Genomic DNA, 24,087 nt, shown 5'->3' with positions numbered 1-24,087 from the left:
GGACGAGTGCACCGAAGCGCAGCTGGACATCGATGTTCGGCTGGATCGTCCTGATCGCCGTGCTGGGCCTGTCGTGGCAGAGCGCGGACATGCGCCCGTTCGATCTGCTCGGCGCATCGGGCAACATGAGCCAGTTCGCGCGCGACTTCTTTCCGCCCGACTTCACGGAATGGCGCACGTACGTGCATGAAATGATCGTGACGCTCGCGGTCGCCGTGTGGGGCACGGCGCTCGCGCTCGTCTGCGCCGTGCCATGCGGGCTGCTATCGGCGCAGAACATCGCGTCCGTATGGATCTCGCAACCCGTGCGCCGCCTGATGGACGCGTGCCGCGCGATCAACGAAATGGTCTTCGCGATGTTGTTCATCGTCGCGGTCGGACTCGGGCCTTTCGCCGGCGTGCTCGCGTTGTGGGTTCATACAACAGGCGTGCTCGCGAAGCTCTTCGCCGAAGCGGTCGAAGCCGTCGATGCGCGGCCCGCCGAAGGCGTGCGCGCGACCGGCGCGAGCAGTCTCGATGAAATCGTCTACGGCGTGCTGCCGCAAGTGTTGCCGCTGTGGATTTCGTTCGCGCTGTATCGCTTCGAGTCGAACGTGCGCTCCGCGATGGTCGTCGGCATGGTCGGCGCGGGCGGTATCGGCGTCGTGCTGTATGAAGCGATCCGCTCGTTCAACTATGCGCAGACGTCGGCGGTGATGCTGATCGTCATCGCGATCGTGTCGATGATCGATCTCGCTTCGGGGTGGGTGCGCGAACGCGTGATTTGATTGCGCTTGCAACTATCGATGCCGAGCGCCTCATCAGGCGCTCGCGTCGTTTTCAGGCGTGGTTCGTACGCGCGAGCAGCGCGAGCAATTGCATGCCGGCGTCTGCGAGCATGCCCGAGTTGTCGATCTTCACGACGTGCGCGTGCGACGGCAGTTCGAAGGCCGGACGGCGCGCGAGACGCGCTTCGATCTGCCGGGCGTCTTCGCGTCCACGACGCGCGAGGCGCGCGGCAAGCACGGACGGCGCTGCATCGATATGCACGAAGCGCGCATGCGGATAACGTTCGAGCGCGAGTTCCGCATGCTGGCGCGAGCCGTTCACGACGACTGGCCTGCCGCGCGCGAGCCACGCATCCAGCTCGATGCCGATGCCATACCGCAGCCCGAGGCTTTCCCAATGCATCGCGAAGAGGCCGTATGACAGTCTCGAAGCGAATTCGTCATGCGAAAGGGCGATATGGTTCTCGCCGTCCGCGACCGCGCGCGTGATGTAGCGATGCGCGAACAGCACCTGTGCGCCGATGCGTTCGCGCGCGAAGCCGAGCAGCGAGTCCTTGCCCGCGCCTGACGGTCCCATCACGTAGATCAGTTTCGTGCTATCCACTTCGGTCATGCCACATCCCGTGCGTTGTTGAACGGCAGGCGCTGCCACAGCGTGAACGGCGCGTCCGGCCGCGGCTCGATGAAAAGCGCCGCGCCGTGCACCGGCAGCGGGCCGAGCGTATCGATGCGCGCCTTCCATTCCGACATGATCGACGCGCGCGCGTTCGCATCGTCGAGGGAATCGGAAAGGGTCATATGGAAGCGATATTCGTCGAGGACATACGGATAACCCCATTCGCGCAGCAATTCGATCTGCCGTGCGCTCATGCCATCGACGATGCGCCGCTCGATGCTTTCCCGCGATGGCATCGTACGCAACGCGGAGAGCGCCTTCAGTGCGCTCGCGGCCAATGCTCGAAGGGTTGCGTCGTCGGCGGGCGCGGCGGGCCGTAGCGCGACGAAACGGCCCATTTCCGTGGGGCATACCGGCATCCCGAAGCGCGGCGTCGAACTGGCCCACGCACGCGCACATGCCAGCACGTCCGCGAGCTCGACACCCGGGGCCATATGAAACGGCGCGACGAGCGTCGCGTGCCAGCCGTAACGGCGCGGGGCGTGCGTCACGGCATGCGCGGGCGTCGCGGTTTCGCGGCCGCTCTCGGGATCGCGGCCGAGCCATTCGCAACCTTCGCGCCACCATGCGGAAGCGGCAGGCGGCGCGTAATAGAGCGCCACGCGCGGATGAACGGCGGCGCTCATCGATCGTGCTCGACCATCAATTGCACGCGATCCGCCGCGAAATGCGTGATGCCGTATTTGATCGGCACGCCGTCCTCGTCGACATCGACGTTTTCGACCCACAACACCGGCTGCTGACGATTGATCTGCAAGCGCCGCGCCACGTCCGACGAAGGCAGCACGCTGCCGATGCGGCTCCATTTGCGCATGTAATCCTTTACGCCGAACGTCTCCAGCGCGGCACTGACACCGCCCGCCGCTTCGATGACCGCGGGCAGATCGTTGAAGCGCGCGGCCGGGTACCAGTTGCGCGCATACGTCATCGGAATGCCGTCGGAGTCGTGGCGCGTTTCGATCTGATAGACGAGCGTGCCGGCGCGCACGCCGAGCGCCTTCGATACGGTCGGATCGGCCTTCACGCGCTCCGAACTCAGCACGACGCCAGCCGACGTGTGCTTCTGGCGGCGCAGATTCTCGGTGAAGCGCGTGCGCCGGCCGATCTGATAATCGATCGCGCCCGGCTGCACGAACGTGCCGCGCCCCTGCTCGACGCTCACGAGACCCGTTGCGGCAAGCCGCAGCATCGCGCGGCGAACCGTATGACGGTTCACGTCGAAACGCTTGGCGAGTTCCGCCTCGCTCGGCAGGCGTCCTTCGTCGCCGAAGCTCTTCGCGGCAATCTCGGCGGCGAGTATCTGCTCGATCTGCCGCCAGACCGCGACCCCCGCGCCGCGCTCCACGGCAACGCCAGGCGCCGCATTTTCGTTGGATGTCATTGCGCTGTCATTCCTGTCGGTTTGAATATCGTTCTCCCGGATTGTAGTGCGCAACTCGTGATGGAAATGTGAAAGCCTCACTACACGACCAAACGTCTAGACGACTAGACTAGACAACGAGTAGCATGACGATGATCCGATCCTTCCAGACAAAGGGAATGCGATGAGTACTTCAATGGAGCCGCGCGCAACGCGAGGCCGCCGCGAATGGATGGCGGTGCTTGCCCGCACGCCGCGCGAGGCGCTGCAACATGCGCTCGAAGCGGCGCTCGAAGGCGCGCGGGTGCCCGACTACGAGTGGCTGCGCGCGCCGGATATCGGGCTTGCGATGGTGCGCGGGCGCATCGGCGGCACGGGCGATGCGTTTAACCTCGGCGAAACGACCGTCACGCGCGCCACGCTTCGTCTCATCGCCGATGACGGCAGCGCGCCGGTCGGTGTCGCCGTGCACATGGGGCGCGACAAGGAACGCGCGACGCTCGCCGCGCTCGCGGACGCGCTCCTGCAGATGCCGCGCTTCGCCGACAAGTTGCAGACGCAACTCATCGAGCCGCTGGCTGCGCGCATCGCAGATGAACGACGCCGCAAAGAAGCCGAAGCGGCCGCGACGAAGGTCGAATTCTTCACGATGGTGAGAGGCGAATGATGCGAATCGACATGACCACGCTCGTGCCTGGCTTCAACGACACGGTGCACGACGCGCAACGCGTGTTCCGCGCATTGCTCGATGCGCTGTCGCGGCCCGGCAGCATCGTTGCGATCGATGCCGCGCTGCCGGACAACCATGCGATGCGCGATGGCCTCGCCGGGCGCGTGCCGCTCGCGGCGTTCGCGTCGCTGCTCGCGCTGACGGATTATTCGACGCCGGTTTTCATCGAGCGCGAAGACAACGTGCTTGGCGATGCGCTGCGCTTTCACGCGAGCGCGCGCTTGACGCGCGATCGCCGCGAGGCCGCATTCGTCTATATCGACGATGCGCGCGACATGCCTTCGCTCGATGCTTTCTCGCACGGCGAACCCGAATCTCCCGAGCATGCCGCGACGCTCATTATCCATGTGCCGTCGCTGACCGAAGGTGAGCCGCTCGTGTGGAGCGGTCCAGGCATCGCGCAATCGCGCAGCGTCGCCATTGCGGGCCTGTCACGGAAGTTCTGGCGTCAGCGCGCGGCGCTCACGGCGCTCTTTCCTTGCGGCATCGATTGCTACTTCGTCGCGGGCGGCGCGCTCGTCGGCCTGCCGCGCACGACGCAAGTGGAGGTGAACTGATGTACGTCGCGGTCAAAGGTGGCGAACGCGCCATCGAACGTTCGTGGGACGTGCTCGCGAAGAAGCGTCGCGGCGATGTTTCCGTCCCCGAGTTGTCCGTCGCGCAGATTCGCGAGCAGATGCGTCTTGCCGTCGCGCGCGTGATGACGGAAGGCTCCGTCTACGATGAAGACCTGGCCGCGCTCGCGATCAAGCAGGCAGCCGGCGATCTCGTCGAAGCGATCTTTTTGCTGCGTGCGTATCGCACGACATTGCCGCGTTTCGGCTACACGCTGCCGATCGATACTGAAGCGATGTGTGTCGAGCGCCGCATCTCGGCGGCCTTCAAGGACATTCCCGGCGGACAGATGCTGGGCGGCACGTACGACTACACGCAACGCCTGCTCGATTTCACTTTGCTCGCCGAAGGCCAACAAGTTGCGAATGCAACTATCTCGGCGAAAGAGACGGACGCGAGCGCGATGCCGCGCGTGTTGTCGATGCTGGACAAGGAAGGCCTGATCGAGCAGGAACGCGCGCACGAGAACGCGCCCGAGCCGGGCGATCTTTCGCGCGAACCGCTGTCGTTTCCCGCCGATCGCTCGACGCGCCTGCAGAACCTCGCACGCGGCGACGAAGGCTTTCTGCTCGCGGTCGGCTATGCGACGCAGCGCGGCTACGCGCACAGCCATCCGTTTGCGGGCGAGATCCGTCATGGCGAAGTCGCGGTGGAAATGATGGTCGATGAACTGGGCTTTGCGGTCGAGATCGGCGATATCGACATCACCGAATGTCAGATGATCAATCAGTTCGCGGGCAGCGGCGATGTGCCGCCGACGTTCACGCAAGGCTATGGTCTCGCGTTTGGCCACTCCGAGCGCAAGGCGATGGCGATGGCGCTCGTGGATCGCGCGTTGCGTGCCGAAGAACTCGGCGAATCCGTCGGTTCACCGACGCAGGATCCCGAGTTCGTGCTGTATCACAGCGATAACGTGGAAGCATCCGGTTTCGTGCAGCATCTGAAGTTGCCGCACTACGTCGATTTTCAATCCGAGCTCGAACTGCTGCGCCGTTTGCGCGCCGCGCACGGTTCGGACGACAACGAGGAGGATGCGGCATGAACGCACTCACCGAAGGCTATAACTTCGCGTACCTCGACGAGCAGACCAAGCGCATGATTCGCCGCGCGTTGCTCAAGGCGGTCGCGGTGCCGGGTTATCAGGTGCCGTTCGCATCGCGCGAAATGCCGCTGCCGTATGGATGGGGCACGGGCGGCCTGCAGGTCACGTCCGCGATCATCGGTGCAAGCGATACGCTGAAGGTCATCGATCAAGGCTCCGACGAAACGACGAACGCGGTGAACATTCGCCGCTTCTTCGCGCGCACCGCGGGCGTCGCGACCACCACGCGCACCGCCGATGCGAGCATCGTGCAGACGCGTCACCGCATTCCCGAGACGCCGCTCACGGACAAGCAGATCATCGTGTATCAGGTGCCGATGCCCGAGCCGCTGTTCCGCCTCGAACCGCGCGTGACCGAGTGCAAGAAGCTGCACGCGCTCGCGGACTATGGCCTCATCAACGTCAAATACTATGAGGATATCGTGCAGCACGGCAGCATCGCGACGACCTACGATTACCCGGTGCTCGTGAACGGCCGCTATCTGACGTCGCCTTCGCCGATCCCGAAGTTCGACAATCCGAAGATGCACATGAATCCCGCATTGCAGCTTTTCGGCGCGGGCCGCGAGCGGCGGATCTACGCCATTCCGCCATATACGAAAGTGAAGAGCCTCGATTTCGAGGATCATCCGTTCACCGTGCAGAAGTGGGAGCACGCGTGCGCGCTGTGCGGCTCGCGCGATAGCTTTCTCGACGAGATGATCGTCGACGATCAGGGCACGCGCATGTTCGTCTGCTCCGACAGCGATTACTGCCATAGCCGTCGCGACGACGAAGAGGTGACGCGATGAACGCACTCCTGAAAGCGACGCGCCTCACGAAGCGTTATGAAGGACGCGGCGGGTGCGTCGATGTCGATCTCGATGTTCATCCGGGCGAAGTGCTGTGCATCGTCGGCGAATCGGGATCGGGCAAATCGACGTTGCTGAATGCGCTCGCGTTGCGCAGCGACATCGACGGCGGTGCGCTCACCTACACGACGCGCGAAGGCGAAGCGCTCGATCTGCTGACGCTCGCCGAGCCGCGCAAGCGTCTTTTGTCGCGCACCGAATGGGGCTTCGTGCATCAGAACGCGCGCGACGGATTGCGTCGCAACGTATCGGCGGGCGCGAACATCGGCGAGCCGCTGATGGCGATCGGCGCGCGTCACTATGGCCGTCTGCGCGAGACGGCCGCCGACTGGATGAGCCGTGTCGAACTCGATGCCGCGCGCATCGACGAATTGCCTTCGGCATTTTCGGGCGGCATGCAACAACGTCTGCAGATCGCGCGTAATCTGGTGACGGGACCGCGCCTCGTGTTCATGGACGAACCCACCGCCGGCCTCGACGTATCGGTGCAGGCGCGTCTGCTCGACTTGCTGCGCACGCTCACGAGCAAGCTGCATCTCGCGGCCGTGATCGTCACGCACGATATCGGCGTTGCGCGTCTGCTCGCGCATCGGCTGATGGTGATGAAGGACGGGCGCGTCGTCGAAAGCGGGCTGACGGATCAGGTGCTCGACGATCCGCAACATCCTTATACGCAGACGCTCGTCGCGTCCGTGCTGCCTGTTTGAGGTTCGACCGATGACACACGATTCCTTCATCACCAACGACAAGCTGATGCTGCGCGCAATCGGCATCGAAAAGACTTTCACACTGCATCAGCAGGGCGGCGCGCGTATCGCCGCGCTGTCGGGCGTATCGCTCGATGTGGAACGCGGCGAATGCGTCGTGCTCGCGGGCGCGTCGGGCGCGGGCAAGAGCACGTTCCTGCGCTGCATGTACGGCAACTATCTCGCGACGCGCGGCACGATCGCGATTCGCGACGACAGCAAGCCCTCGCGTCATACGATGCTGACCGACGCCGCGCCGCACGAGATCATCCGGCTGCGCAACACGACGATGGGTTACGTGAGCCAGTTCCTGCGCGCGATTCCGCGTGTGTCGTCGCTCGATCTCGTCGCGGAGCCGCTCGTGTCGCGCGGCGTCGATGAAGACGAAGCACGTAAGCGTGCGAGCGCGTTGCTCGAACGCCTCAACGTGCCGCGCCGTTTGTGGACGCTCGCGCCCGCGACGTTCTCGGGCGGCGAGCAGCAGCGCGTGAACATCGCGCGCGGACTGATCGCGGCGCATCCGCTGCTGTTGCTCGATGAACCCACTGCGTCGCTCGATGCCGAAAACCGCGACGTGGTCGCCAATCTGATCGTCGAGGCGCGCGAGCAGGGCGCGGCGATCGTCGGCATCTTTCACGACGAAGACACGCGCGAGCGCGTCGCGACCCGCATCGTGCGGCTCGCATCGAGCGCGGCCATCGCTCATCAAACCGATTCCGGAGTGTTGCAGACATGCTGATAACAAATGCGCGCATCGTGACGCGCGACGAGGATTTCGTGGGCACCTTGCGCGTCGAGGACGGATGCATCGCCGACATTGCGCCGGGCAATACGGCGGCGCGCGAGGCGCACGACTGGGACGGGGATTATCTGTTGCCCGGCTTCGTCGAGCTGCATACGGACAACATCGAGAAGCATCTCGCGCCGCGCCCCGGCGTGCTGTGGAATCACGAAGCGGCGATCATCGTGCATGACGCGCAAGTGGCGTCGGCGGGCATCACGACCGTGTTCGATGCGCTCGGCGTCGGTTCGCGTCCCGAAGACGGCGTGCGCGGCCGCGAGCTTCAGGTGCAATGCGCGAAGTCGATCGGCAAGTTCGTCGCGCGCGATCTCTTGCGCGCCGATCACTTCCTGCATCTGCGATGCGAAGTCGGCACGACGGATGTCGTCGAAGTGTTCGACCTGCTTTCGTCCGATCCGCTTTTCCGGCTTGCATCCGTGATGGATCACACGCCCGGCCAGCGTCAGTGGCAGGATCACGAGAAGTGGCGCAAGTATCAGGAACGTCATGGCAAATGGAGCGACGAGCACGCGAAGAAAATCCTCGCCGAACTCGCGGATCATCAGGCGCGTTACGCGGCGAAACATCGCGCGGAAATCGTCGCGCGCTGCAAGAGCCTGAACATCTCGCTTGCGAGCCACGACGACACGCTCGTCGAGCATGTCGAGGAAGCGGCGCGCGACGGCATCGCGCTCGCCGAATTCCCGACGACGCTCGAAGCCGCGCGCGCCGCGCGCGAACACGGCATCGCGACGATCATGGGCGCGCCGAACGTCGTGCGCGGCGGCTCGCATTCGGGCAACGTGTCGGCGCTCGAACTGGCGCACGAAGGGCTGCTCGATATCCTGTCGTCGGATTACGTGCCGTCGAGTCTGCTGATCGCGGTGTTCGATCTCGTCGCCAAGGCGGGCTGGTCGCTGCCGCGCGCCGTCGCGACCGTTTCGTGGGCGCCCGCGCACGCGGCGGGTCTCGCGGACCGCGGCGCGATCGCCACGGGCCTGCGCGCGGACTTCGTGCGCGTCGCCTCGGTGGACGGCCTGCAGGTGCCGCGCGAAACGTATCGCGCGGGGCGGCGCGTCTCCTGACTGTCCGCAGATTCGCTGCCTTTTGACAGCCACACGTCAGCGCTTCGTCATACGCGGGAAAGCCCGCGTTGACGAAGCGCAAACTTCTTCAGTACCCTCACTCGCGAGTTCGCTATGTGAATCGGTGTTCGTCTAACGAACTTTTCTCCGATTTCCATGCGGTTTGACCGGGGTTCGCTGCTCGCACGACAACAACAAGAACGGCGGCGGGAAGCGGTTTCAGTTCCGGGACGCGGCCTTGCGAGGCGCGCGCCCATCACCGAAAAGGGAATGAAGTGAGTAGAAGTCCTGCCGTGAACGTACAGACGTTCATCAACGAGCATCCGTTCTCGCCGTTTCAGTGGCTCATCTTCGTGATGTGCTTCGTGATCGTGCTGCTGGACGGTTTCGATACCGCCGCGATCGGCTTTATCGCGCCGTCGCTCGTCGCCGAATGGCATATCAGCCGTCCGGCGCTCGCGCCCGTCTTGAGCGCCGCGCTGTTCGGCCTCGCCGCGGGCGCGCTGTTGTCCGGGCCGCTGTCCGACAAGCTCGGCCGCCGCGCGATGTTGCTTTCGTCGGTGCTGATCTTCGGCGTCGCGTGTCTCGCGTCGGCGTTCTCGGCCGACCTCACGCAATTGACGACGCTGCGCTTCATCACCGGCCTGGGGCTGGGCGCCGCGATGCCGAACGCCGTCACGATGATGAGCGAGTTCTGTCCGGACAGCCGCCGCGCGACGCTCATCAATCTGATGTTCTGCGGCTTTCCGCTCGGCGCGGCGTTCGGCGGCTTTCTCGCCGCGTGGATGATTCCGCAGTTCGGCTGGCGCAGCGTGCTGATGCTCGGCGGCATCGCGCCGCTCGTGCTGTCGGTGCTGTTGATCGTCACGTTGCCGGAATCGGTGCGCTACATGGTGGCGAAGTCGAAGCCCGTCGAGAAGATTCGCGCGACGCTCGCCCGCATTTCGTCCGACGCGATGAACGCCGGCTCGTTCTTCATGACCGAGGCCGCGCCCGCCGCGACGGGACAGAGCGGCATCAGCGTGGTGCTGTCGCGCTCGTATCTCGTCGGCTCGATCATGCTGTGGCTCACGTATTTCATGGGCCTCGTGATCTTCTACGCGTCGATCAACTGGATGCCGATTCTGCTGAAGGAGTCGGGCCTGCCGCCGCAAAAGGCGACGCTCATTTCCGCACTGTTCCCGCTCGGCGGCGTCGGCGCGGTGCTGTGCGGCGTGCTGATGGACAAGTTCAACGCGAACCGCATCATCGCGGCGTGCTACGCGCTGACCGCCGTGAGCGTGTATCTGATCGGCCAGGCGGCGGGCAATGTCGGCATGCTCGTGCTCGTCGTGTTTGTCGCGGGCGTGCTGATGAACACCGCGCAATCGTCGATGCCCGCGCTCGCCGCGGCGTTCTATCCGACGCAAGGGCGCGGAACGGGCGTCGCGTGGATGCTCGGCATCGGGCGCTTCGGCGGCATCGCGGGATCGTTCCTCGTCGCCGAGCTGACGCGTCTGCATTTCACGTTCGGCGGCATCTTCGCGACGATCGCGGTGGCGGGCATCGTTTCGGCGGTCGCGCTGCTCATCAAGCAGGCCGCGCATCCGCAAACGGCGATGGCGAGCGACCTGAAATCGACAGGGCCGGTCGGGCACTGAAGCAGCATGGACCGACGCCCCGCATGACTTCGGTCATGCGGGGCGTTTTGCTTTGTGCGCCGCGTTCCGCGCCTCAAGATTCGACGCGCCTTGCCGTTAAATTGCACGCAGCTTTCGATAACGACGCGGCGTCGCACCCGCTTACGCAAACGTAAAATCGCCCGCGATCGGAAGCCGCAAAGCGAGCGCCTGCCCCGGCGCGTCCATCGGCTATTACAACCAGATCGTGAAAAAACTTTCTTTCAAGACCAAGCTCATGAGCATCGTGGGCTTCGTATGGCTCAGTCTGATTCTTCTGTGCGCGCTCAACGCGATCTCCACGAAACATTCGCTGATGAACAACCGCGAAGGCGCGCTCGCCGAACAGGTTCAGTCGGCGGCGAGCGTCGTCAGGTTCTATGTGAAGCAGGCGCAAAGCGGCGCGCTGCCCGAAGACGAAGCGAAGAAACGCGCGATCGCGAGCGTGCGCGCGATCCGCTACGGCACGAGCGGCTATGTCGGCATCATCGATTCGAAGATGTGGCAGGTGCTCGATCCGCCGCGTCCGCACTCCGAGGGCAAGATCAACGATTTCGTCGATAGCACGGGCAAGCACTTCACCGCTGAGATCGTCAAGCACGGTCTCGACGGCTCGCATATCACGACGTATTCGTATCCGAAACCGGGCGAGCAGGAACCGCTGCCCAAGGTCACGTACGGTGATTACGTGCAGGAATGGGACTGGCACGTCTACACGGGCGCGTGGATCGACGACATCGATCGCGCCTTCCATGCCATCGTGCTCAAGTCGCTCCTGCTGATCGGCGTGATCGGCGTGGCGCTGACGTTCGCGATGACGCTCATCATCCGCGGCGTGCTGAAGAGCATCGGCGGCGACCCGCGCGATGCGGCCGTCGTCTGCCAGCGCATCGCGGCCGGCGATCTCGCGCAGACCGTGCAAGTGCAGCGCGGCGACGATTCGAGCCTCATGCATTCGATGCACACGATGCAATCGCGCCTCACGCAGACGATCGCGCAGATCAAGCTCGTCGCGGACGGCATCACGGCGGCGTCGCGCGAAATCGCGGACGGCCATCACGATCTTTCGTCGCGCACGGAAGAGCAGGCCGCGTCGCTCGCGCAAACGGCGTCGAGCATGGAAGAGCTCACGTCGACCGTGCGTCTGAACTCCGATAACGCCGGCGAAGCGTGCCAGCTCGCGGCGAGCGCATCGTCGACGGTGGAAAGCGGCAGCGGCGTCGTGCTCGGCGTCGTCGCGACGATGGACAAGATCGCGGGCAGCTCGGAGAAGATCGTCGACATCATCGGCGTGATCGAAGGCATCGCGTTTCAGACCAACATCCTCGCGTTGAACGCGGCCGTCGAAGCGGCGCGTGCGGGCGAGCACGGGCGCGGCTTCGCGGTGGTCGCATCGGAAGTGCGGGCGCTCGCGCAGCGCTGCGCGGCGGCCGCGAAGGATGTGAAGACGCTCATCGACGAATCGGTGACGAACGTCACGGCGGGGCAAGACCTCGCGCAGCAATCCGGCGACACGATGAAGCAGATTCTCACGTCCGTTTCGCGCGTGACCGACATCATGAACGAGATCTCGTCGGCGTCGACGCAGCAGACGCAGGGCATCGAGCAGGTCGGCGTCGCGATCGTGCAGATGGACGCGGTCACGCAGCAGAACGCCGCGCTCGTCGAACAGGCGACGGCCGCCGCCGCCGCGCTCGCGACGCAGGCCGAAGAGCTGAAGCGCGCCATCGCGGTCTTCAAAACCTGACACGAAGACGCGAAGACGTTGGCGAATCGTCAGACCGTGGCATGTCGCGTGCTGACTCCTGACGTGCGAACGGCCGCTCGCGTGAAGCGCGGCGGCCAGCAGGCAGAACAAGCCGTGAGCATCGCATTTCGCAACCGCCAACAGGAGTCTTCGATATGAAACGTTTCGCCCTTTCCGCCGCTGCCGGCGCTTTCGCGCTGGTGTGCGCGTCCGCTTTCGCGCAGGACAATCCGCCGAGCTCGAACACGGGCCTGCAGGCCGGCGACAACGCGCAGACCACGACGCAGCCCGCGCAGCCGAACGCGCACGCGCACAAATCGACGCATTCGAAGAAGACGCACAAGAGCACGATGAACTCGGGTCCGTCCACGCAACCGGGCGGCACCGCGACGCCGAGCGGTCCGGGCGCGCCGGTCAGCGCGAGCGGCTCCGGCCAGTAAAGCGCGCTGCAATGACGAACGGGACGCCGCGCGGCGTCCCGTTTTTTATTTCGCGAAGAGCGACGACATATCGGCGAACGCTTTGATCTCGACGGCATTGCCCGACGGATCGAGGAAGAACATCGTCGCCTGTTCGCCGACTTCGCCCTTGAAGCGCACATGCGGCTCGATGATGAAGCGCGTGCCCGCCGCGCGCAGCTTGTCGGCGAGCTCGTTCCACTGCGGTATGGACAGCACCACGCCGAAGTGGCGCACCGGCACGGCGTCGCCATCGACCGCGCTCGTCGTGCGATGTCCGCATTCCTCCGGCGCGAGATGCGCGACGATCTGATGGCCGTAGAAATCGAAATCCACCCATGCGTCGGAGCTGCGGCCTTCCGGGCAGCCGAGCAGTTCGCCGTAGAACTCGCGCGCGGCCGCGAGGCTATGAACGGGAAACGCGAGATGGAACGGCGGCATGGCGTGCTGGGTCGTGCTCATGGAGTTGAGTCCTTCAATCGACGTTCATGGGAACTGGAACCAAAGTTTATTAATAAATATTTGTGTTGAAAAACGATATATTTCTGGAGTCAGCCCAAATATTTTCGATGAATCGACATGCTGCGCGAACTCCGGACTTTCATCGCGGTGGCGCGCCACGGCACTTTCGCGGGCGCAGGCGCGCAGATCGGCCTCACGCAATCGGCCGTGAGCGCGCAGATGCAGCGCCTCGAAGCGCATCTCGGCGCGAAGCTGTTCGACAGGACGGGCCGCTCCGCGACGCTCAACAAGGCCGGCAAGCGCACGCTCGAACTCGCCGATGAACTGATCGCGCTGTACGCGCGCCTCGCTGAGCCGGAAGGCGAGGACGGGCGCGGCGGCTCGCTTTCGGTGGGCGCGATCGCGTCGGCGCATGCGGCGCTTTTGCCCGATGCCATCGGCGCGTTCCGGCGCATGCTGCCGGCGTGGCGCATCCGGCTCGTGCCGGGCGTGTCGCTCAATCTGCTCGCAAGCGTCGATGCAGGCGAGATGGACATGGCCGTGATGATCCGCCCGCCGTTTTCGCTGCCCGCGGAACTGCAATGGCGCACGCTCGCCGTCGAGCCGTTCGTGCTGCTCGTGCCTGCCGCGAAGAAGGGCGCCGACTGGCGCGCGCTGATCGAATCGGAGCCGTTCATCCGATACGACCGGCGCTCGTTCGGCGGCCGGCAAGTCGACATGTTTCTGACGAAGCGCCGCATCGCCGTGCGCGATTCGATCGAGGTCGACGAGCTGCCGGGCATCGCGCAACTGGTGGCGCGCGGGCTGGGCGTGGCGCTCGTGCCGGTATCGGACGGCATCGGCGCGTGGCCGCGCGGCGCGGTCGCGCTCGATCTCGGCGGCGACACGTTTCATCGCGAGATCGGGCTTGTGGAGCGCGCGCGGCGCGTGCGCGCGGACGAGCCGGATGCGGCGGCGCGCCTCGCGGGCTGCATCGTCGAAGCGGCGCAGCGCGGCGGGCCGATTGCGGCCGTCAAACGCGCGCGCAGGCGCAACGCGTCCTAGAATGCGTGGCAGGTGCGTTACCTGTGGGGAAGCCAATGGATGACGAGCAGCCCATCGGCGACGCGAAAGCGCGTCTCGCGGATTCGTCGCTGACGATCGTGCAAGCGCTCGTGCAGCGCGTGCAGGCCGTGCTCGCGTGGCTCGATCGCGTCGATCCGGGCACGCATCGGCGCATCAAGGGATTGCGGCTCGTGACCGCGTACGGGCTGGCGGCGGCGCTCGGCGCGCTGCAGGACGTGACGCAAAGCGTGCCGGCGGGTGTGTCGGTGGGCGCGCTCGCGGGCGGCTTCGCGCTGTGGGCGAGCGTGTCCGAGGCGCGCACGACGCGTTTCGAGTCGAGCCGCGATCTCGTCACTCTGTGCGTCGCGGCTGCGTTCGGCGCGTTCACCTTCACGTTTTTTGCGCCGATGCTTCGTGAAACCGGACGCGGCGGCGCCGAGCTGATTCTCGTGACGGGCGCGTTCCTCGCGGGCTATCTGAAGCGCTTCGGGATGACGGGCGCGGGCGTCGGCTCGCAGCTCTATATCGGCCAGCTCCTCGCTTACGGGATGGATCTGCGCCCCGGCGATTCCTGGGCGATCCTGCTCGCGTTACTGATCGGCATGCTCGCGGCGATCGTGCCGCGCGTGCTGAGCGGACCGGCCGAGCATCCGGTCGTGCTGCCCGCGCTGGCGTCGGAGCCCGCTTACGGCCGGGACGCGATCTCGCCCGCCTTCGCGATGGGTCTGCAGGCGGCGTGCGGCGCGCTCGTCGTCGTGGCGTTGAATCGCCTGTTCGGGCTCGCGGAATCGGCGTGGGCGATCACGGCTTGCGTGTATGTCGTCGCGACGTCGGCGGTCGGGACGGCGGAGCGCGTACGGCGGCGCATCTACGGGACGCTTGTCGGCGTGCCGATCGGCATCGTGTGTCTGCCGCTCGCGGAACATTGGCCGCTCGTCGTGTGGATTCTGTCCGCGTTCGCGATGATCGCCTATGCGATGGCGCTGCCGGAGCGATACGACATCGCGTGCGGCGCGTTCGCGTTCGTGCTCATCGTGACGCTCGCGGCGAGCGGCGTGCATTCGCTCGAACTGCTGACGGCGCGCGCGTGGGAAACGCTGCTCGGCGGCGCGCTGGGGCTGATCGCGTCGCGGGTGATTTTTCCGTTGCGGGTGGTGAGGGCGTGATCGCCCTCACCGCTTCGCCACCTCCTCCAGCAACCGGTCCAGCACGTCGAAATCCACCGGCTTCACCAGATGCGCGTCGAAGCCCGCCTGCGCGGAGCGTTCCTTGTCGCTGTCCTGTCCGAAGCCCGTCATCGCGACCACCGTCGCACGCCCGATGAGCCGCTGCGAGCGCAGCGCGCGCAGCACCGCGTGACCGTCCATGTCGGGCAAGGCGAGATCGAGCAGAATCAGTTGCGGCGGGAAATGGCGGATCACGTCGAGTCCTTCCTTGCCGTGATACGCGGTACGCACGTCGTGGCCTTTCATCTGCAAGAGCAGCGCGAGGCTGTCGGCGGAATCCTGGTTGTCGTCGATCACGACGATGCGCAGGCCGCCGCCCGTGCCTAGCGTCGCAGTCTGCGCGAGCACGCGATGCGGCCGCGGCGCATCGTGGTCGGACGCGTAAGGCAGGCGCACGACGAACGTGCTGCCCTGATTCGGTCCGGCGCTCGCCGCGCTGATCGACCCCCCGTGCATCTCGACGATCGACCGGCACAGCGTCAGCCCGATGCCGAGGCCCGCCTCGCCGGGATTGAGATAGTGATCCTCCTGCACGAACAGATCGAAGATGGACGTGAGACCCTTCTGCGAGATGCCGCGCCCCTTGTCGATCACTTTCAGCAGCAGCGCTGTCGCCTCGCGCTCGACTTCGACGCGGATCGTGCTGGCGCGCGGCGAGAACTTCGACGCGTTGTTCAACAGGTTCTGCACGACCTGCACGAGCCGCGTGATGTCGCCCATCACATGAACGGGCTCGGACGGCAGCTTGGTGACGACGTTCTGCGCGCGTTCGTCGGTGAACGGATGCACGAGCTCGATGCTGCGCGCGACGATCTCGCTCACGTCCACGCGCGTCATGCGCAGATCGATCTTGCCGGTCGTGATGCGGCCCATGTCGAGCAGATCGTCGACGAGCCGGCCGAGATGCGAAGTCTGTCTGTCGATGATGTCGCGGCATGCGGCGATGCGTTCCGGCACGTCGCTTTCCATCTGCATCACGCCGATCGCATTGCGCACCGGCGCGAGCGGATTGCGCAACTCGTGCGCGAGCGTTGCGAGAAACTCGCTGATGCGCCGCGACGACACTTCGAGCTGATCGAGGCGCTTTCTGTCGCTCATGTCGCGCGTGACCTTCGCGAAGCCGCGCAGCACGCGATGCTCGTCGTACACCGCGTTGATCACCACGTTCGCCCAGAAGAGCGAGCCGTCCTTGCGCACGCGCCAGCCTTCGCTCTCCACGCGGCCCGTGCGGATCGCGGTCTGCAGTTCGATCTCGGGGAGGTTGGCTTCGAGATCCTCGGGGCAATAGAACATCGAAAAGTGCTTGCCCAGGATCTCCGACGGCTGATAACCCTTGATTCGCATCGCGCCCGTATTCCAGCTTGCGATATGGCCGGCCGGATCGAGCATGAAGATCGCGTAATCGCTGACGCTTTCCACGAGCAGACGAAAGCGCTCTTCCGAGAGCCGCAGCTTCTCTTCCTCGGCGCGCTTCGCGGTGAGATCGCGCGTGTACTTCGCGTAGCCGATGATCTCGCCCTGCGTATTGCGCGCCGCCGTGATGACGACATTGGCCCAGAACAGCGTGCCGTCCTTGCGCACGCGCCAGCCTTCGTCCTCGAAGCGCCCGGTCGCGTAGGCCTGCTTCAGCTCGTACTCGGGCCAGCCGCGCGCCACCGATTCCGCCGTGTAAAAGCGCGACAGATGCTGTCCGATGATTTCGTGCGCCTCATAGCCCTTGATCTTGCGCGCGCCCTTGTTCCAGCTCGTGATGCGGCCGCTCAGGTCGAGCATGAAGATCGCGCAGTCTTCGATCGCATCGACGAGCGCGTGATACTGCGGCTCGCTCATGGCGGGCTCGGATGGCGCGTGGCGGGCGAGGTCGAGGGGCGAGTCGGCTTTAGGTCTGGTCATGGTTCGGGTGGTCGGCGCAGCGGCGGACGTTTCCTGGACAAAAGGTCCGCCGACGCCACAGTCTACCCGGAGCCCCGGCATCGCTGCCATGCCTTTAGTGAGCGTAGCTATCGGCGTGCCGGGCCGCGAAACGGCGCGCGGCGATCGCACCACCCGCTTTCAGCCGTGCTTCTGGAGGGATTTCAACGCCGATGCGCGCACGTAGACTGCGTTCACATTTCAGAAGGTCGGTGCTGGGCAGGCAGTGCGACGAGGCCGATGAAGTGGATTCGTGAAACCCTCAGGAGCACTACCATGACCGGCAATCTCAAAGGCATCATCTTCGTCGCGGCGCTCGCATGCGCTTCCTACGCGCTCGCAAGCGGATACGGCCCCGCGCCGCACTATTCGCCGATGGAAGGCGCGCCCGTCTCGCAGCAAGGCATGAACATGCAGACGATCGCGCAGGACGCTCAGCCAGGCAACGATGCAGGCGCCGGGAAGGCGAAGCAGGACAGCCCGCTCATTCAGGCGCAGGATTGAGCGCTTTTTGCATGAGACCGCGTTCCGCCGGTCGTCTCGGCGGGACGCGGCGCGTTCAATGAAACGCCTGATTTGCGGCGTTTTTCGCATCGGCCGCGCCGACCGTCTCGACCGTGCCCTTCGCGCGCCCGATGTCGATCTTCGGCATGAACAGCATCGAAATCACGGTGCCTAGCGCGATCACGAACATCGCCGTGAAGGTCAGATGCAGCGAATGGTGCAGCACGAGGCGAATCTCGTTGTTCATCGCGAAGTCGCCGGGCACGGACGACAGCAGTTGCTTCAGCTGATCCGCATGAACGGGCGGCAGGCCGGCCGTGTGCGTGAGGCCGTAGTTCTGCACCGCGCCGAACACGGCTGCACCGAGCGTATTGCCGAGGTTGCGCGAAAAGAGGTTCGATGCCGTCGCGCTGCCGCGTTCCATCGGCTGCACGATTTCCTGTATCAGGATGAGGCAGGACACGCTTGTGATGCCCATGCCAAAGCCCAGCACCGCCGAACCGACGCCCGCCCAGACCGGGCTCGATTGCGGACCGAGCAGCACGAACGGCAACGCGCCCAGCGGAATGAAGACCGGGCCGATCATCAACAGACGCCTCAGGCCGATGCGGCTGAACGCGCGCGACGTGAAAGTGGCGCCGCTCGGCCAGCCGATCATCATCATCGTGAGCGCGAGGCCCGCTTCCACCGGCGTGCGATGCATCACGCCCTGCACGTACATCGGCAGGAAAGTGGTGAGGCCCATCATCGCCATGCCGGCGAGGACCGTCGCGACGTTGCTCGCGGCAATCGGCCGATGCGACCACAGCCTGAACGAGATCATCGGATCGGCGGCGCGGCGCTCCTGAATCACGAAGCACACGATCGCGAGCACGAACACGCCGATCTCCACGCCGACGCGCGCATTGCTCGCGTGGCCGGCGTCGGTGAGCGCCATCATCAGCGCGGCGACGGCGGCGGTGAAGAAGAACGCGCCCGCGAGATCGATCGCCGGACGGTCGTGGCGCTTTTCCTCGTGCAGAAAGAGCGTGAAAAGCAGCGCGGCCAGTATGCCGATCGGCACGTTGATCCAGAAGATCCACGCCCACGAGAACTGGCGAATCAGCAGGCCGCCCACCATCGGCCCGAGCACGGCGGACACGGCCCACACGCTCGCGAGATAGCCCTGCACCTTGCCGCGCTCGCGCGCCGGATAGAGATCGCCGACGACCGTCAGCGCGACCGGCAGGATCGCGCCCGCGCCGACGCCCTGAATCAGCCGGAAGACGATCATCGCGGGCATCGACCACGCGAAGCCCGCGAGCACCGAGCCGATCAGAAAGATCGCGATGCCCGCGAGGATCGCCGGCTTGCGGCCGTAGAGATCGGCGAGCTTGCCGAACACGACCGTGAGCGCCGTCTGCGTGAGCAGGAACGACGAGAACACCCAGCTATACAGATTGAGGCCCCCGAGCTGCGTCGCGATTTGCGGCATCGCGGTGGAGACGATGGTGGCTTCGATCGCGACCATGGCCATCGAGGCCATCACCGCGCCGATGACGAGGGGACGGACGGTTTTGCTGTTCTGTGACATGCGGGCAGGAAGGCATATCGCCCGCCGCGCGTACGAGACAACCATGCGCGCGAACGGGCCATGCTCGAAAAATGAAGATGCGGCGGCGACGCCCCGGCTTGCGGATTCCTTGCAGCCGAAGCAATGTCGCCGATGAGAAAGCGCCGGATGCAATGTTATCCCGCCGCGCGAATCGCTGCTCGATGCGCATTTGCGCGCTCATTCAACGCTAATTCTTCGGGCCTACCTTCTGTACGTGGACGGGCAGCATGCTTCCCCGAGCAATCCGGCGGCCCGTTTCACGTATTCTCCTCAGCCCTTGGCGCCGGCCGTGATTCGGACCGGCGCATTTTTTTCCGCGCTTACGCGCATCTGCCACGCACATGTCGTCTTTCAGACCTAAATCCCCGGGAATGTCGCCTAAAATCGAACGGGCTGCAGCTTTGCCCCGTTCCCTTCCGAAGCGGCGGACTCGCATGATCAAATCACTGAAGAATCAGCTGGTGCTCGCGCTCGGGCTGCTCGTCAGCGTGATCGGCGTCGTGCAGGGCGTGAGTTCGTATCAGTTGAGCAAGACCGGCATGAGCGCGCTGCTCGACATGCGGCTCGAACAAGTGGCGGCGCGTCTGCGCGACGGACTCGCCGACAGCCTGCCGAAAAATCCCGCACGCGGCACCCAGGACGAGCGCGACGTCGTCGCCGTGGTGTGGAAGCCGGGCGAGGCGCTGCCTTTCCGCACGACCGACCCGTCGCTGCACTTTCCGCGCGACGCGCAGCCGGGTTTTTCCGGCGTCGACGTCAACGGCGAGCATTGGCGCATGTTCACGCGCCAGGAGCCGACGATGACGATCCAGGTCGCGCAGCGCTCGTCGATCCGGCGCGAAATCACGCAGGAAGCCGCGACGCAAACGCTCTGGCCGATCGCGGTGCTTTTGCCGCTCGTGTGGATCGCGGTCGCGCTCGTCGTGCGGCGCTCGCTGCGTCAGTTGAACGAGCTGGGCGAGGAAGTCCGCGCCATCGACATGGGTCATCTGCAGCCGCTGCCGACCGTCGGCGTGCCCACGGAAATCGCGCCCTTCATCCATTCGATCAACACGATGATCGAGCGCCTCGCGACATCGATCGAGAAGGAGCGCAAGTTCATCGCCGATGCCGCGCACGAATTGCGCACGCCGCTCACCGCGCTGCAGCTTCAGGCCGACAATCTCGCGCCGCATATCTATCCCGGCAATCAGGAGCGCTTTCAGGAGTTGCGCAAGGGCATCGCGCGCAGCGGCAAGCTGATTACGCAACTCTTGCGGATGGCGCGCGCCGATGCGCCGATGAACGGCGCGCCGCTCGCGCGCGTGAACATCGCGGACGTGGTGACGGCCGCCGTCGCCGACGTGCTGCCGATCGCCTTGTCGCGCGGCATGGATATCGGCGCGGAGGAAATGGTGAACGCGCACGTGCGCGCGGTGGAAACCGACATCGGCATGGCGGTGAAGAATCTCGTGTCGAACGCGGTGCGCTATACGCCCGATGGCGGCACCATCGACCTGCGCACGCGGCGCGATGGCGACATGGTCTGGATCGATGTCGTCGACACGGGGCCGGGCATCGACGAAGCGTTGCTGCCGCGCGTGTTCGACCGCTTTTTCCGCGCGAATCCGGACATCGAGGGCAGCGGGCTGGGGCTGTCGATCGTGAAGGCGATTGCCGCGCGTTACGGCGGCGACGTGACGCTCAAAAATCGCAGCGACGGGCGCTCGGGCATCGTCGCTTCGATCGGTTTTCCGGTCGAGGAGGCGAGCGAAAGCGTGCCATCGCCCGCGTTGAACCTTTAGTGTTTTGCGCGCTGTTTTCCGCCGATTACAATGCATTCGCTGCGTGGCGCGAAGCGATCGTCGCCGGTCAGTAGAACACTCAAAATGACCGGTCGTGCGTTTTCCGTTTTCCCAGATCCTTCGGGCCGCATTCCGGGCGCGTGGCGCGCGCCATTCTCGCGGGACGCGGGGTGGAACATGCGAATTCTTCTGATCGAAGACGACGTGCAGATCGGCACGAGCCTGATGCGTGCGCTCAAGGACGCCGATTACGCCGTCGACTGGGTCCGCGACGGCAACGCGGGCCGCGAGGCGATCAACGCGGCCGAGTACACCGTCGTGCTGCTCGATCTCGGCTTGCCGGGCATGACGGGCATCGAACTCTTGCGGCAGGCGCGCACGTCCGGCAACGCGACGCCGGTGCTGATCCTCACCGCGCGCGACGATCTCGACACACGCGTCCAGGGCCTCGATCTCGGCGCCGACGACTATCTGCTCAAGCCCTTCGACATGCCCGAACTGCTGGCGCGCATCCGCGCGGTGCTGCGCCGCAAGGCGGGCTACGCGGTCTCGCGCCTCGGCGACGATTCGCTCTGCCTCAATCTCGATCAGCGTACGCTTACGTGCGGAGAGACGTCGGGCGTGCTGTCCGCGCGTGAATTCGCGCTGATGCACGCGCTGCTCGAACGTCCCGGCACGATCTTCTCGCGCGATCAACTCGAAGACCGTCTCTACGGCTGGGGCAAGGAAGTGGAGAGCAACGCGGTCGACGTGCTGATCCATTCGGTGCGCAAGAAATTCGGCGCGGGCGTGATCCGCAACGTGCGCGGCCTCGGCTGGACGGTGATGCTCGGCCAGGCCGGCCGCGAGGAAACGAAATAGCGCGCGCGACATCGGCGGCGCGGGTCAATGCTCGTCGTATCGACGGCCGAGCGCGCCGCAAAAATACATGCTGTAGTCGTGATCCTGCGTTTCGATCTGACGCATGCGCCGTTCGAGATCCGCGAGATCGCTCGACGATGCGAGATAGTCGTCGCGGGCTTCCTGCGCGGTGCGGATCGAAAAGAGATGGTCGATGGAGTGAGTGAGACGTTCAAACATGATGTGCTCCCGTCGTTGAATGCAGGCCGATGAGTGGGGCCGACGAAAGCAGGTTATGCGCGCTGAATTAGCAGCGAATGAGAGCGCGAAGCAGCGACTCGCGGCATGCGCGATGCTGCTCTTCGCATGACGAAGCGTTCGCCAACGCACCGTGACGCGGATCACGCTGCGGGAAGGCACTGCCGCGCCGCACCATCCCGTGCTATCTTGTTTTAATAGGGGTTTCATACGGAACTGTGCGCTGTTCGCATTCGTCGATCGTCTCTCGTGAAGGCCGCCATGAACGATGTGTCTCGTACCCTCAGTGCCCGCGACCGCGTCGAGTTGCTGTGCTGGCTCACATGCGGCAGTCTCGGCGCGTATTACCTCAATGGCGACTGGCCGGCGGCCTCGTTTCACGTACAGGCCGCGCACAAGTGGCTCGACCGTCATCAGCGGCTCGCGGACTGGCTGACGGTCGCGAAGCTCGCGGCCATCGCCCGCGACATCGCCACGCAGCATTGCGCGATGCTCGAAGCCGACTGGGCCCGCGACGCCGTCGAGGAAATTCTCGATAGCGAAGACCTCAACTATCAATCGGATGTCGTGCGGCAGGTTTTCGACGATTGCCGCCGCGCACTCGCGGAAAAGCGCACGCCGGAATGAGCCGGCCATCGCGACGGGCGGCCTCTAGCGCGAACACCTGTATGGATGTACAGTAAGCCATTTTTCTGCTCTCGTCGCCGCGATGGACGCGCTGTCCTCCACATCCGCACCGCGCCGCATCGCGCATCTCGACATGGACGCCTTCTTCGCGTCGGTCGAACTTCTGCGTTATCCGGAATTGCGCGGCATGCCCGTCGTGGTCGGCGGCGGGCGCAGCGCCACGCCTGAAACGTTGCCCGACGGCACGCGCCGCTTCAAGCGTCTGCGCGATTACGCGGGTCGCGGCGTCGTCACCACGTCTACCTACGAGGCGCGCAAGTTCGGCGTCTTTTCCGCGATGGGCATGATGAAAGCCGCCCAGCTCGCGCCCGACGCAATTCTTCTGCCGACCGATTTCGAGTCCTATCGCCATTATTCGCGGCTTTTCAAGGCGGCCGTCGCGACGTTCACCACGCAGATCGAGAATCGCGGCATCGACGAAATTTATATCGATGTCAGCGATCTACCCGGCGAATCCGCGGAGATCGGCCAGCGCATGAAGGACGCCGTGCACGACGCGACGGGCCTCACCTGCTCGATCTGCATCGCGCCGAACAAGCTGCTCGCGAAGATCGGCTCCGAGCTCGACAAGCCCGACGGTCTCACCATCCTCACGATGGACGATCTGCCAACGCGCATCTGGCCGCTCGCCGCGCGCAAGGTGAACGGCATCGGACCGAAGGCGAACGAGAAGCTCGCGGCGCTCGGCATCGTGACCGTGGGCGATATCGCCGCCGCCGATCCCGGTTTCCTGCAGACGCATTTCGGCCACACGTACGCCGCGTGGCTCGCGCGCATCGCGCAGGGGCAGGACGAGCGGCCTGTCGTCGTCACTTCGACGCCCAAGTCGATGAGCCGCGAGACGACCTTCGAGCGGGACTTTCATCCGAAGCAGGATCGCGCGACGCTTTCCGCCGAGTTCACGGGGCTGTGCACGCGCGTCGCCGAAGACTTGCAGCGCAAGGGCTACGTCGGGCGCACGGTCGGCATCAAGCTGCGCTTCGACGACTTCCGCACCGTGACGCGCGATCTGACCGTGCCCGTCGCGACCGCCGATCCCGTCGAGATTCGCCGCGCCGCGACCGAATGCCTGAAGCGCATCGTGCTCGATCGCCGCATCCGTCTGCTCGGCGTACGCGTCAGCGCGCTCGCCGGGCGCGACGAAAGCGGCTTCGTCGAGCCGGTGCAGGTCGAATTGCCGTTCGATATCGCCGGCGACTGA

The 24,087-nt window shown here is 65.1% G+C and carries 25 protein-coding genes; 18 read left to right on the top strand and 7 right to left on the bottom strand.

Annotated features, from left to right (window positions below; genetic code table 11):
- Positions 1-32 precede the first annotated feature (32 nt).
- Positions 33-767 carry a phosphonate ABC transporter, permease protein PhnE gene (phnE, locus tag LDZ23_RS20265; RefSeq protein ID WP_235366313.1) on the top strand — a complete coding sequence of 245 codons (735 nt, stop codon included), beginning with the start codon at positions 33-35 and terminating at the stop codon, positions 765-767.
- A 52-nt stretch (positions 768-819) separates the two neighbouring features.
- Here the strand turns inward: phnE and phnN are convergent, their stop codons facing one another.
- Genes phnN through phnF form a run of 3 tightly spaced genes read right to left on the bottom strand, consistent with a single transcriptional unit; the run spans position 820 to position 2,824 of the window.
- Positions 820-1,380, bottom strand: a complete 561-nt coding sequence (gene phnN / locus LDZ23_RS20260; RefSeq protein ID WP_008354378.1) for a phosphonate metabolism protein/1,5-bisphosphokinase (PRPP-forming) PhnN — start codon at positions 1,378-1,380, stop codon at positions 820-822.
- On the bottom strand, positions 1,377-2,069 hold the full coding sequence (locus LDZ23_RS20255) for a DUF1045 domain-containing protein (RefSeq protein WP_008354379.1): 693 nt from the start codon (positions 2,067-2,069) through the stop codon (positions 1,377-1,379). Before LDZ23_RS20255 ends, phnN begins: the two co-directional genes overlap by 4 nt.
- Complete coding sequence (phnF, locus tag LDZ23_RS20250) at positions 2,066-2,824, bottom strand: phosphonate metabolism transcriptional regulator PhnF (RefSeq protein ID WP_034473492.1); 759 nt, start codon at positions 2,822-2,824, stop codon at positions 2,066-2,068. Before phnF ends, LDZ23_RS20255 begins: the two co-directional genes overlap by 4 nt.
- A 163-nt stretch (positions 2,825-2,987) precedes the next feature.
- On the opposite strand from phnF, the gene phnG reads away from it, so the two are divergent.
- The 10 genes from phnG to LDZ23_RS20195 all read left to right on the top strand — a co-directional run bounded on the left by phnG (position 2,988) and on the right by LDZ23_RS20195 (position 12,558).
- Complete coding sequence (gene phnG, locus LDZ23_RS20245) at positions 2,988-3,470, top strand: phosphonate C-P lyase system protein PhnG (RefSeq protein ID WP_034473491.1); 483 nt, start codon at positions 2,988-2,990, stop codon at positions 3,468-3,470.
- Positions 3,467-4,090: a phosphonate C-P lyase system protein PhnH gene (phnH, locus tag LDZ23_RS20240; RefSeq protein ID WP_244808163.1), complete on the top strand. Its 624-nt coding sequence runs from the start codon at positions 3,467-3,469 to the stop codon at positions 4,088-4,090. Before phnG ends, phnH begins: the two co-directional genes overlap by 4 nt.
- Complete coding sequence (locus LDZ23_RS20235) at positions 4,090-5,190, top strand: carbon-phosphorus lyase complex subunit (RefSeq protein WP_008354383.1); 1,101 nt, start codon at positions 4,090-4,092, stop codon at positions 5,188-5,190. Before phnH ends, LDZ23_RS20235 begins: the two co-directional genes overlap by 1 nt.
- Positions 5,187-6,041, top strand: coding sequence for an alpha-D-ribose 1-methylphosphonate 5-phosphate C-P-lyase PhnJ (locus tag LDZ23_RS20230; protein ID WP_008354384.1), 855 nt, complete (start codon positions 5,187-5,189; stop codon positions 6,039-6,041). The genes LDZ23_RS20235 and LDZ23_RS20230 overlap by 4 nt, the downstream gene beginning before the upstream one ends.
- A complete protein-coding gene (gene phnK, locus LDZ23_RS20225; protein WP_008354386.1) occupies positions 6,038-6,808 on the top strand; it encodes a phosphonate C-P lyase system protein PhnK in 771 nt (256 codons plus the stop codon). Before LDZ23_RS20230 ends, phnK begins: the two co-directional genes overlap by 4 nt.
- A 10-nt stretch (positions 6,809-6,818) precedes the next feature.
- On the top strand, positions 6,819-7,586 hold the full coding sequence (gene phnL, locus LDZ23_RS20220; protein ID WP_008354388.1) for a phosphonate C-P lyase system protein PhnL: 768 nt from the start codon (positions 6,819-6,821) through the stop codon (positions 7,584-7,586).
- Positions 7,580-8,713 (top strand): alpha-D-ribose 1-methylphosphonate 5-triphosphate diphosphatase, encoded by a 1,134-nt coding sequence (locus LDZ23_RS20215; RefSeq protein ID WP_008354389.1) that lies wholly within the window; start codon positions 7,580-7,582, stop codon positions 8,711-8,713. The genes phnL and LDZ23_RS20215 overlap by 7 nt, the downstream gene beginning before the upstream one ends.
- A gap of 275 nt (positions 8,714-8,988) precedes the next feature.
- Positions 8,989-10,353: an MFS transporter gene (locus LDZ23_RS20210; RefSeq protein ID WP_008354390.1), complete on the top strand. Its 1,365-nt coding sequence runs from the start codon at positions 8,989-8,991 to the stop codon at positions 10,351-10,353.
- A 226-nt stretch (positions 10,354-10,579) separates the two neighbouring features.
- Positions 10,580-12,118 (top strand): methyl-accepting chemotaxis protein, encoded by a 1,539-nt coding sequence (locus LDZ23_RS34860; RefSeq protein WP_008354391.1) that lies wholly within the window; start codon positions 10,580-10,582, stop codon positions 12,116-12,118.
- 155 nt (positions 12,119-12,273) lie between these two features.
- Positions 12,274-12,558, top strand: coding sequence for a hypothetical protein (locus LDZ23_RS20195; RefSeq protein WP_008354392.1), 285 nt, complete (start codon positions 12,274-12,276; stop codon positions 12,556-12,558).
- A gap of 45 nt (positions 12,559-12,603) precedes the next feature.
- Here LDZ23_RS20195 and LDZ23_RS20190 read toward each other — a convergent pair whose 3' ends face one another.
- Positions 12,604-13,038 (bottom strand): VOC family protein, encoded by a 435-nt coding sequence (locus tag LDZ23_RS20190; protein WP_008354393.1) that lies wholly within the window; start codon positions 13,036-13,038, stop codon positions 12,604-12,606.
- A 117-nt stretch (positions 13,039-13,155) separates the two neighbouring features.
- On the opposite strand from LDZ23_RS20190, the gene LDZ23_RS20185 reads away from it, so the two are divergent.
- Entirely contained in the window at positions 13,156-14,082 is a 927-nt protein-coding gene (locus LDZ23_RS20185) for a LysR family transcriptional regulator (protein ID WP_008354394.1), read from the top strand.
- A 35-nt stretch (positions 14,083-14,117) separates the two neighbouring features.
- Positions 14,118-15,248, top strand: a complete 1,131-nt coding sequence (locus tag LDZ23_RS20180) for an FUSC family protein (RefSeq protein WP_008354395.1) — start codon at positions 14,118-14,120, stop codon at positions 15,246-15,248.
- A 6-nt stretch (positions 15,249-15,254) separates the two neighbouring features.
- On the opposite strand, the gene LDZ23_RS20175 is transcribed toward LDZ23_RS20180, so the two are convergent.
- Positions 15,255-17,138 carry a PAS domain-containing hybrid sensor histidine kinase/response regulator gene (locus tag LDZ23_RS20175; protein WP_008354396.1) on the bottom strand — a complete coding sequence of 628 codons (1,884 nt, stop codon included), beginning with the start codon at positions 17,136-17,138 and terminating at the stop codon, positions 15,255-15,257.
- A 357-nt stretch (positions 17,139-17,495) separates the two neighbouring features.
- Between LDZ23_RS20175 and LDZ23_RS20170 the strand changes: the two genes are divergently transcribed.
- The gene (locus LDZ23_RS20170; protein ID WP_008354398.1) at positions 17,496-17,723 is read left to right on the top strand and encodes a hypothetical protein; all 228 of its coding nucleotides are present in this window, start codon (positions 17,496-17,498) and stop codon (positions 17,721-17,723) included.
- Positions 17,724-17,778: 55 nt separating this feature from the next.
- Here the strand turns inward: LDZ23_RS20170 and LDZ23_RS20165 are convergent, their stop codons facing one another.
- Positions 17,779-19,296 (bottom strand): MDR family MFS transporter, encoded by a 1,518-nt coding sequence (locus LDZ23_RS20165; protein ID WP_008354399.1) that lies wholly within the window; start codon positions 19,294-19,296, stop codon positions 17,779-17,781.
- A 455-nt stretch (positions 19,297-19,751) separates the two neighbouring features.
- Between LDZ23_RS20165 and LDZ23_RS20160 the strand changes: the two genes are divergently transcribed.
- Positions 19,752-21,101: a sensor histidine kinase gene (locus tag LDZ23_RS20160; RefSeq protein WP_008354400.1), complete on the top strand. Its 1,350-nt coding sequence runs from the start codon at positions 19,752-19,754 to the stop codon at positions 21,099-21,101.
- Positions 21,102-21,278: 177 nt separating this feature from the next.
- Entirely contained in the window at positions 21,279-21,962 is a 684-nt protein-coding gene (locus LDZ23_RS20155; protein WP_033536934.1) for a response regulator transcription factor, read from the top strand.
- A 24-nt stretch (positions 21,963-21,986) separates the two neighbouring features.
- Here LDZ23_RS20155 and LDZ23_RS20150 read toward each other — a convergent pair whose 3' ends face one another.
- Entirely contained in the window at positions 21,987-22,181 is a 195-nt protein-coding gene (locus LDZ23_RS20150) for a DUF3563 family protein (protein ID WP_008354402.1), read from the bottom strand.
- Positions 22,182-22,460: 279 nt separating this feature from the next.
- Between LDZ23_RS20150 and LDZ23_RS20145 the strand changes: the two genes are divergently transcribed.
- Both LDZ23_RS20145 and dinB read left to right on the top strand, forming a co-directional pair.
- Positions 22,461-22,826 (top strand): hypothetical protein, encoded by a 366-nt coding sequence (locus LDZ23_RS20145; protein ID WP_008354403.1) that lies wholly within the window; start codon positions 22,461-22,463, stop codon positions 22,824-22,826.
- An 82-nt stretch (positions 22,827-22,908) separates the two neighbouring features.
- Positions 22,909-24,087 carry a DNA polymerase IV gene (dinB, locus tag LDZ23_RS20140; RefSeq protein ID WP_008354404.1) on the top strand — a complete coding sequence of 393 codons (1,179 nt, stop codon included), beginning with the start codon at positions 22,909-22,911 and terminating at the stop codon, positions 24,085-24,087.

Origin of the sequence: Caballeronia zhejiangensis (assembly GCF_022879815.1) — a bacterium.
Lineage (GTDB): Bacteria > Pseudomonadota > Gammaproteobacteria > Burkholderiales > Burkholderiaceae > Caballeronia > Caballeronia zhejiangensis.
The sequence above is the reverse complement of the archived record's forward strand: the minus strand, read 5'-3'. Positions and strand labels throughout refer to the sequence as shown.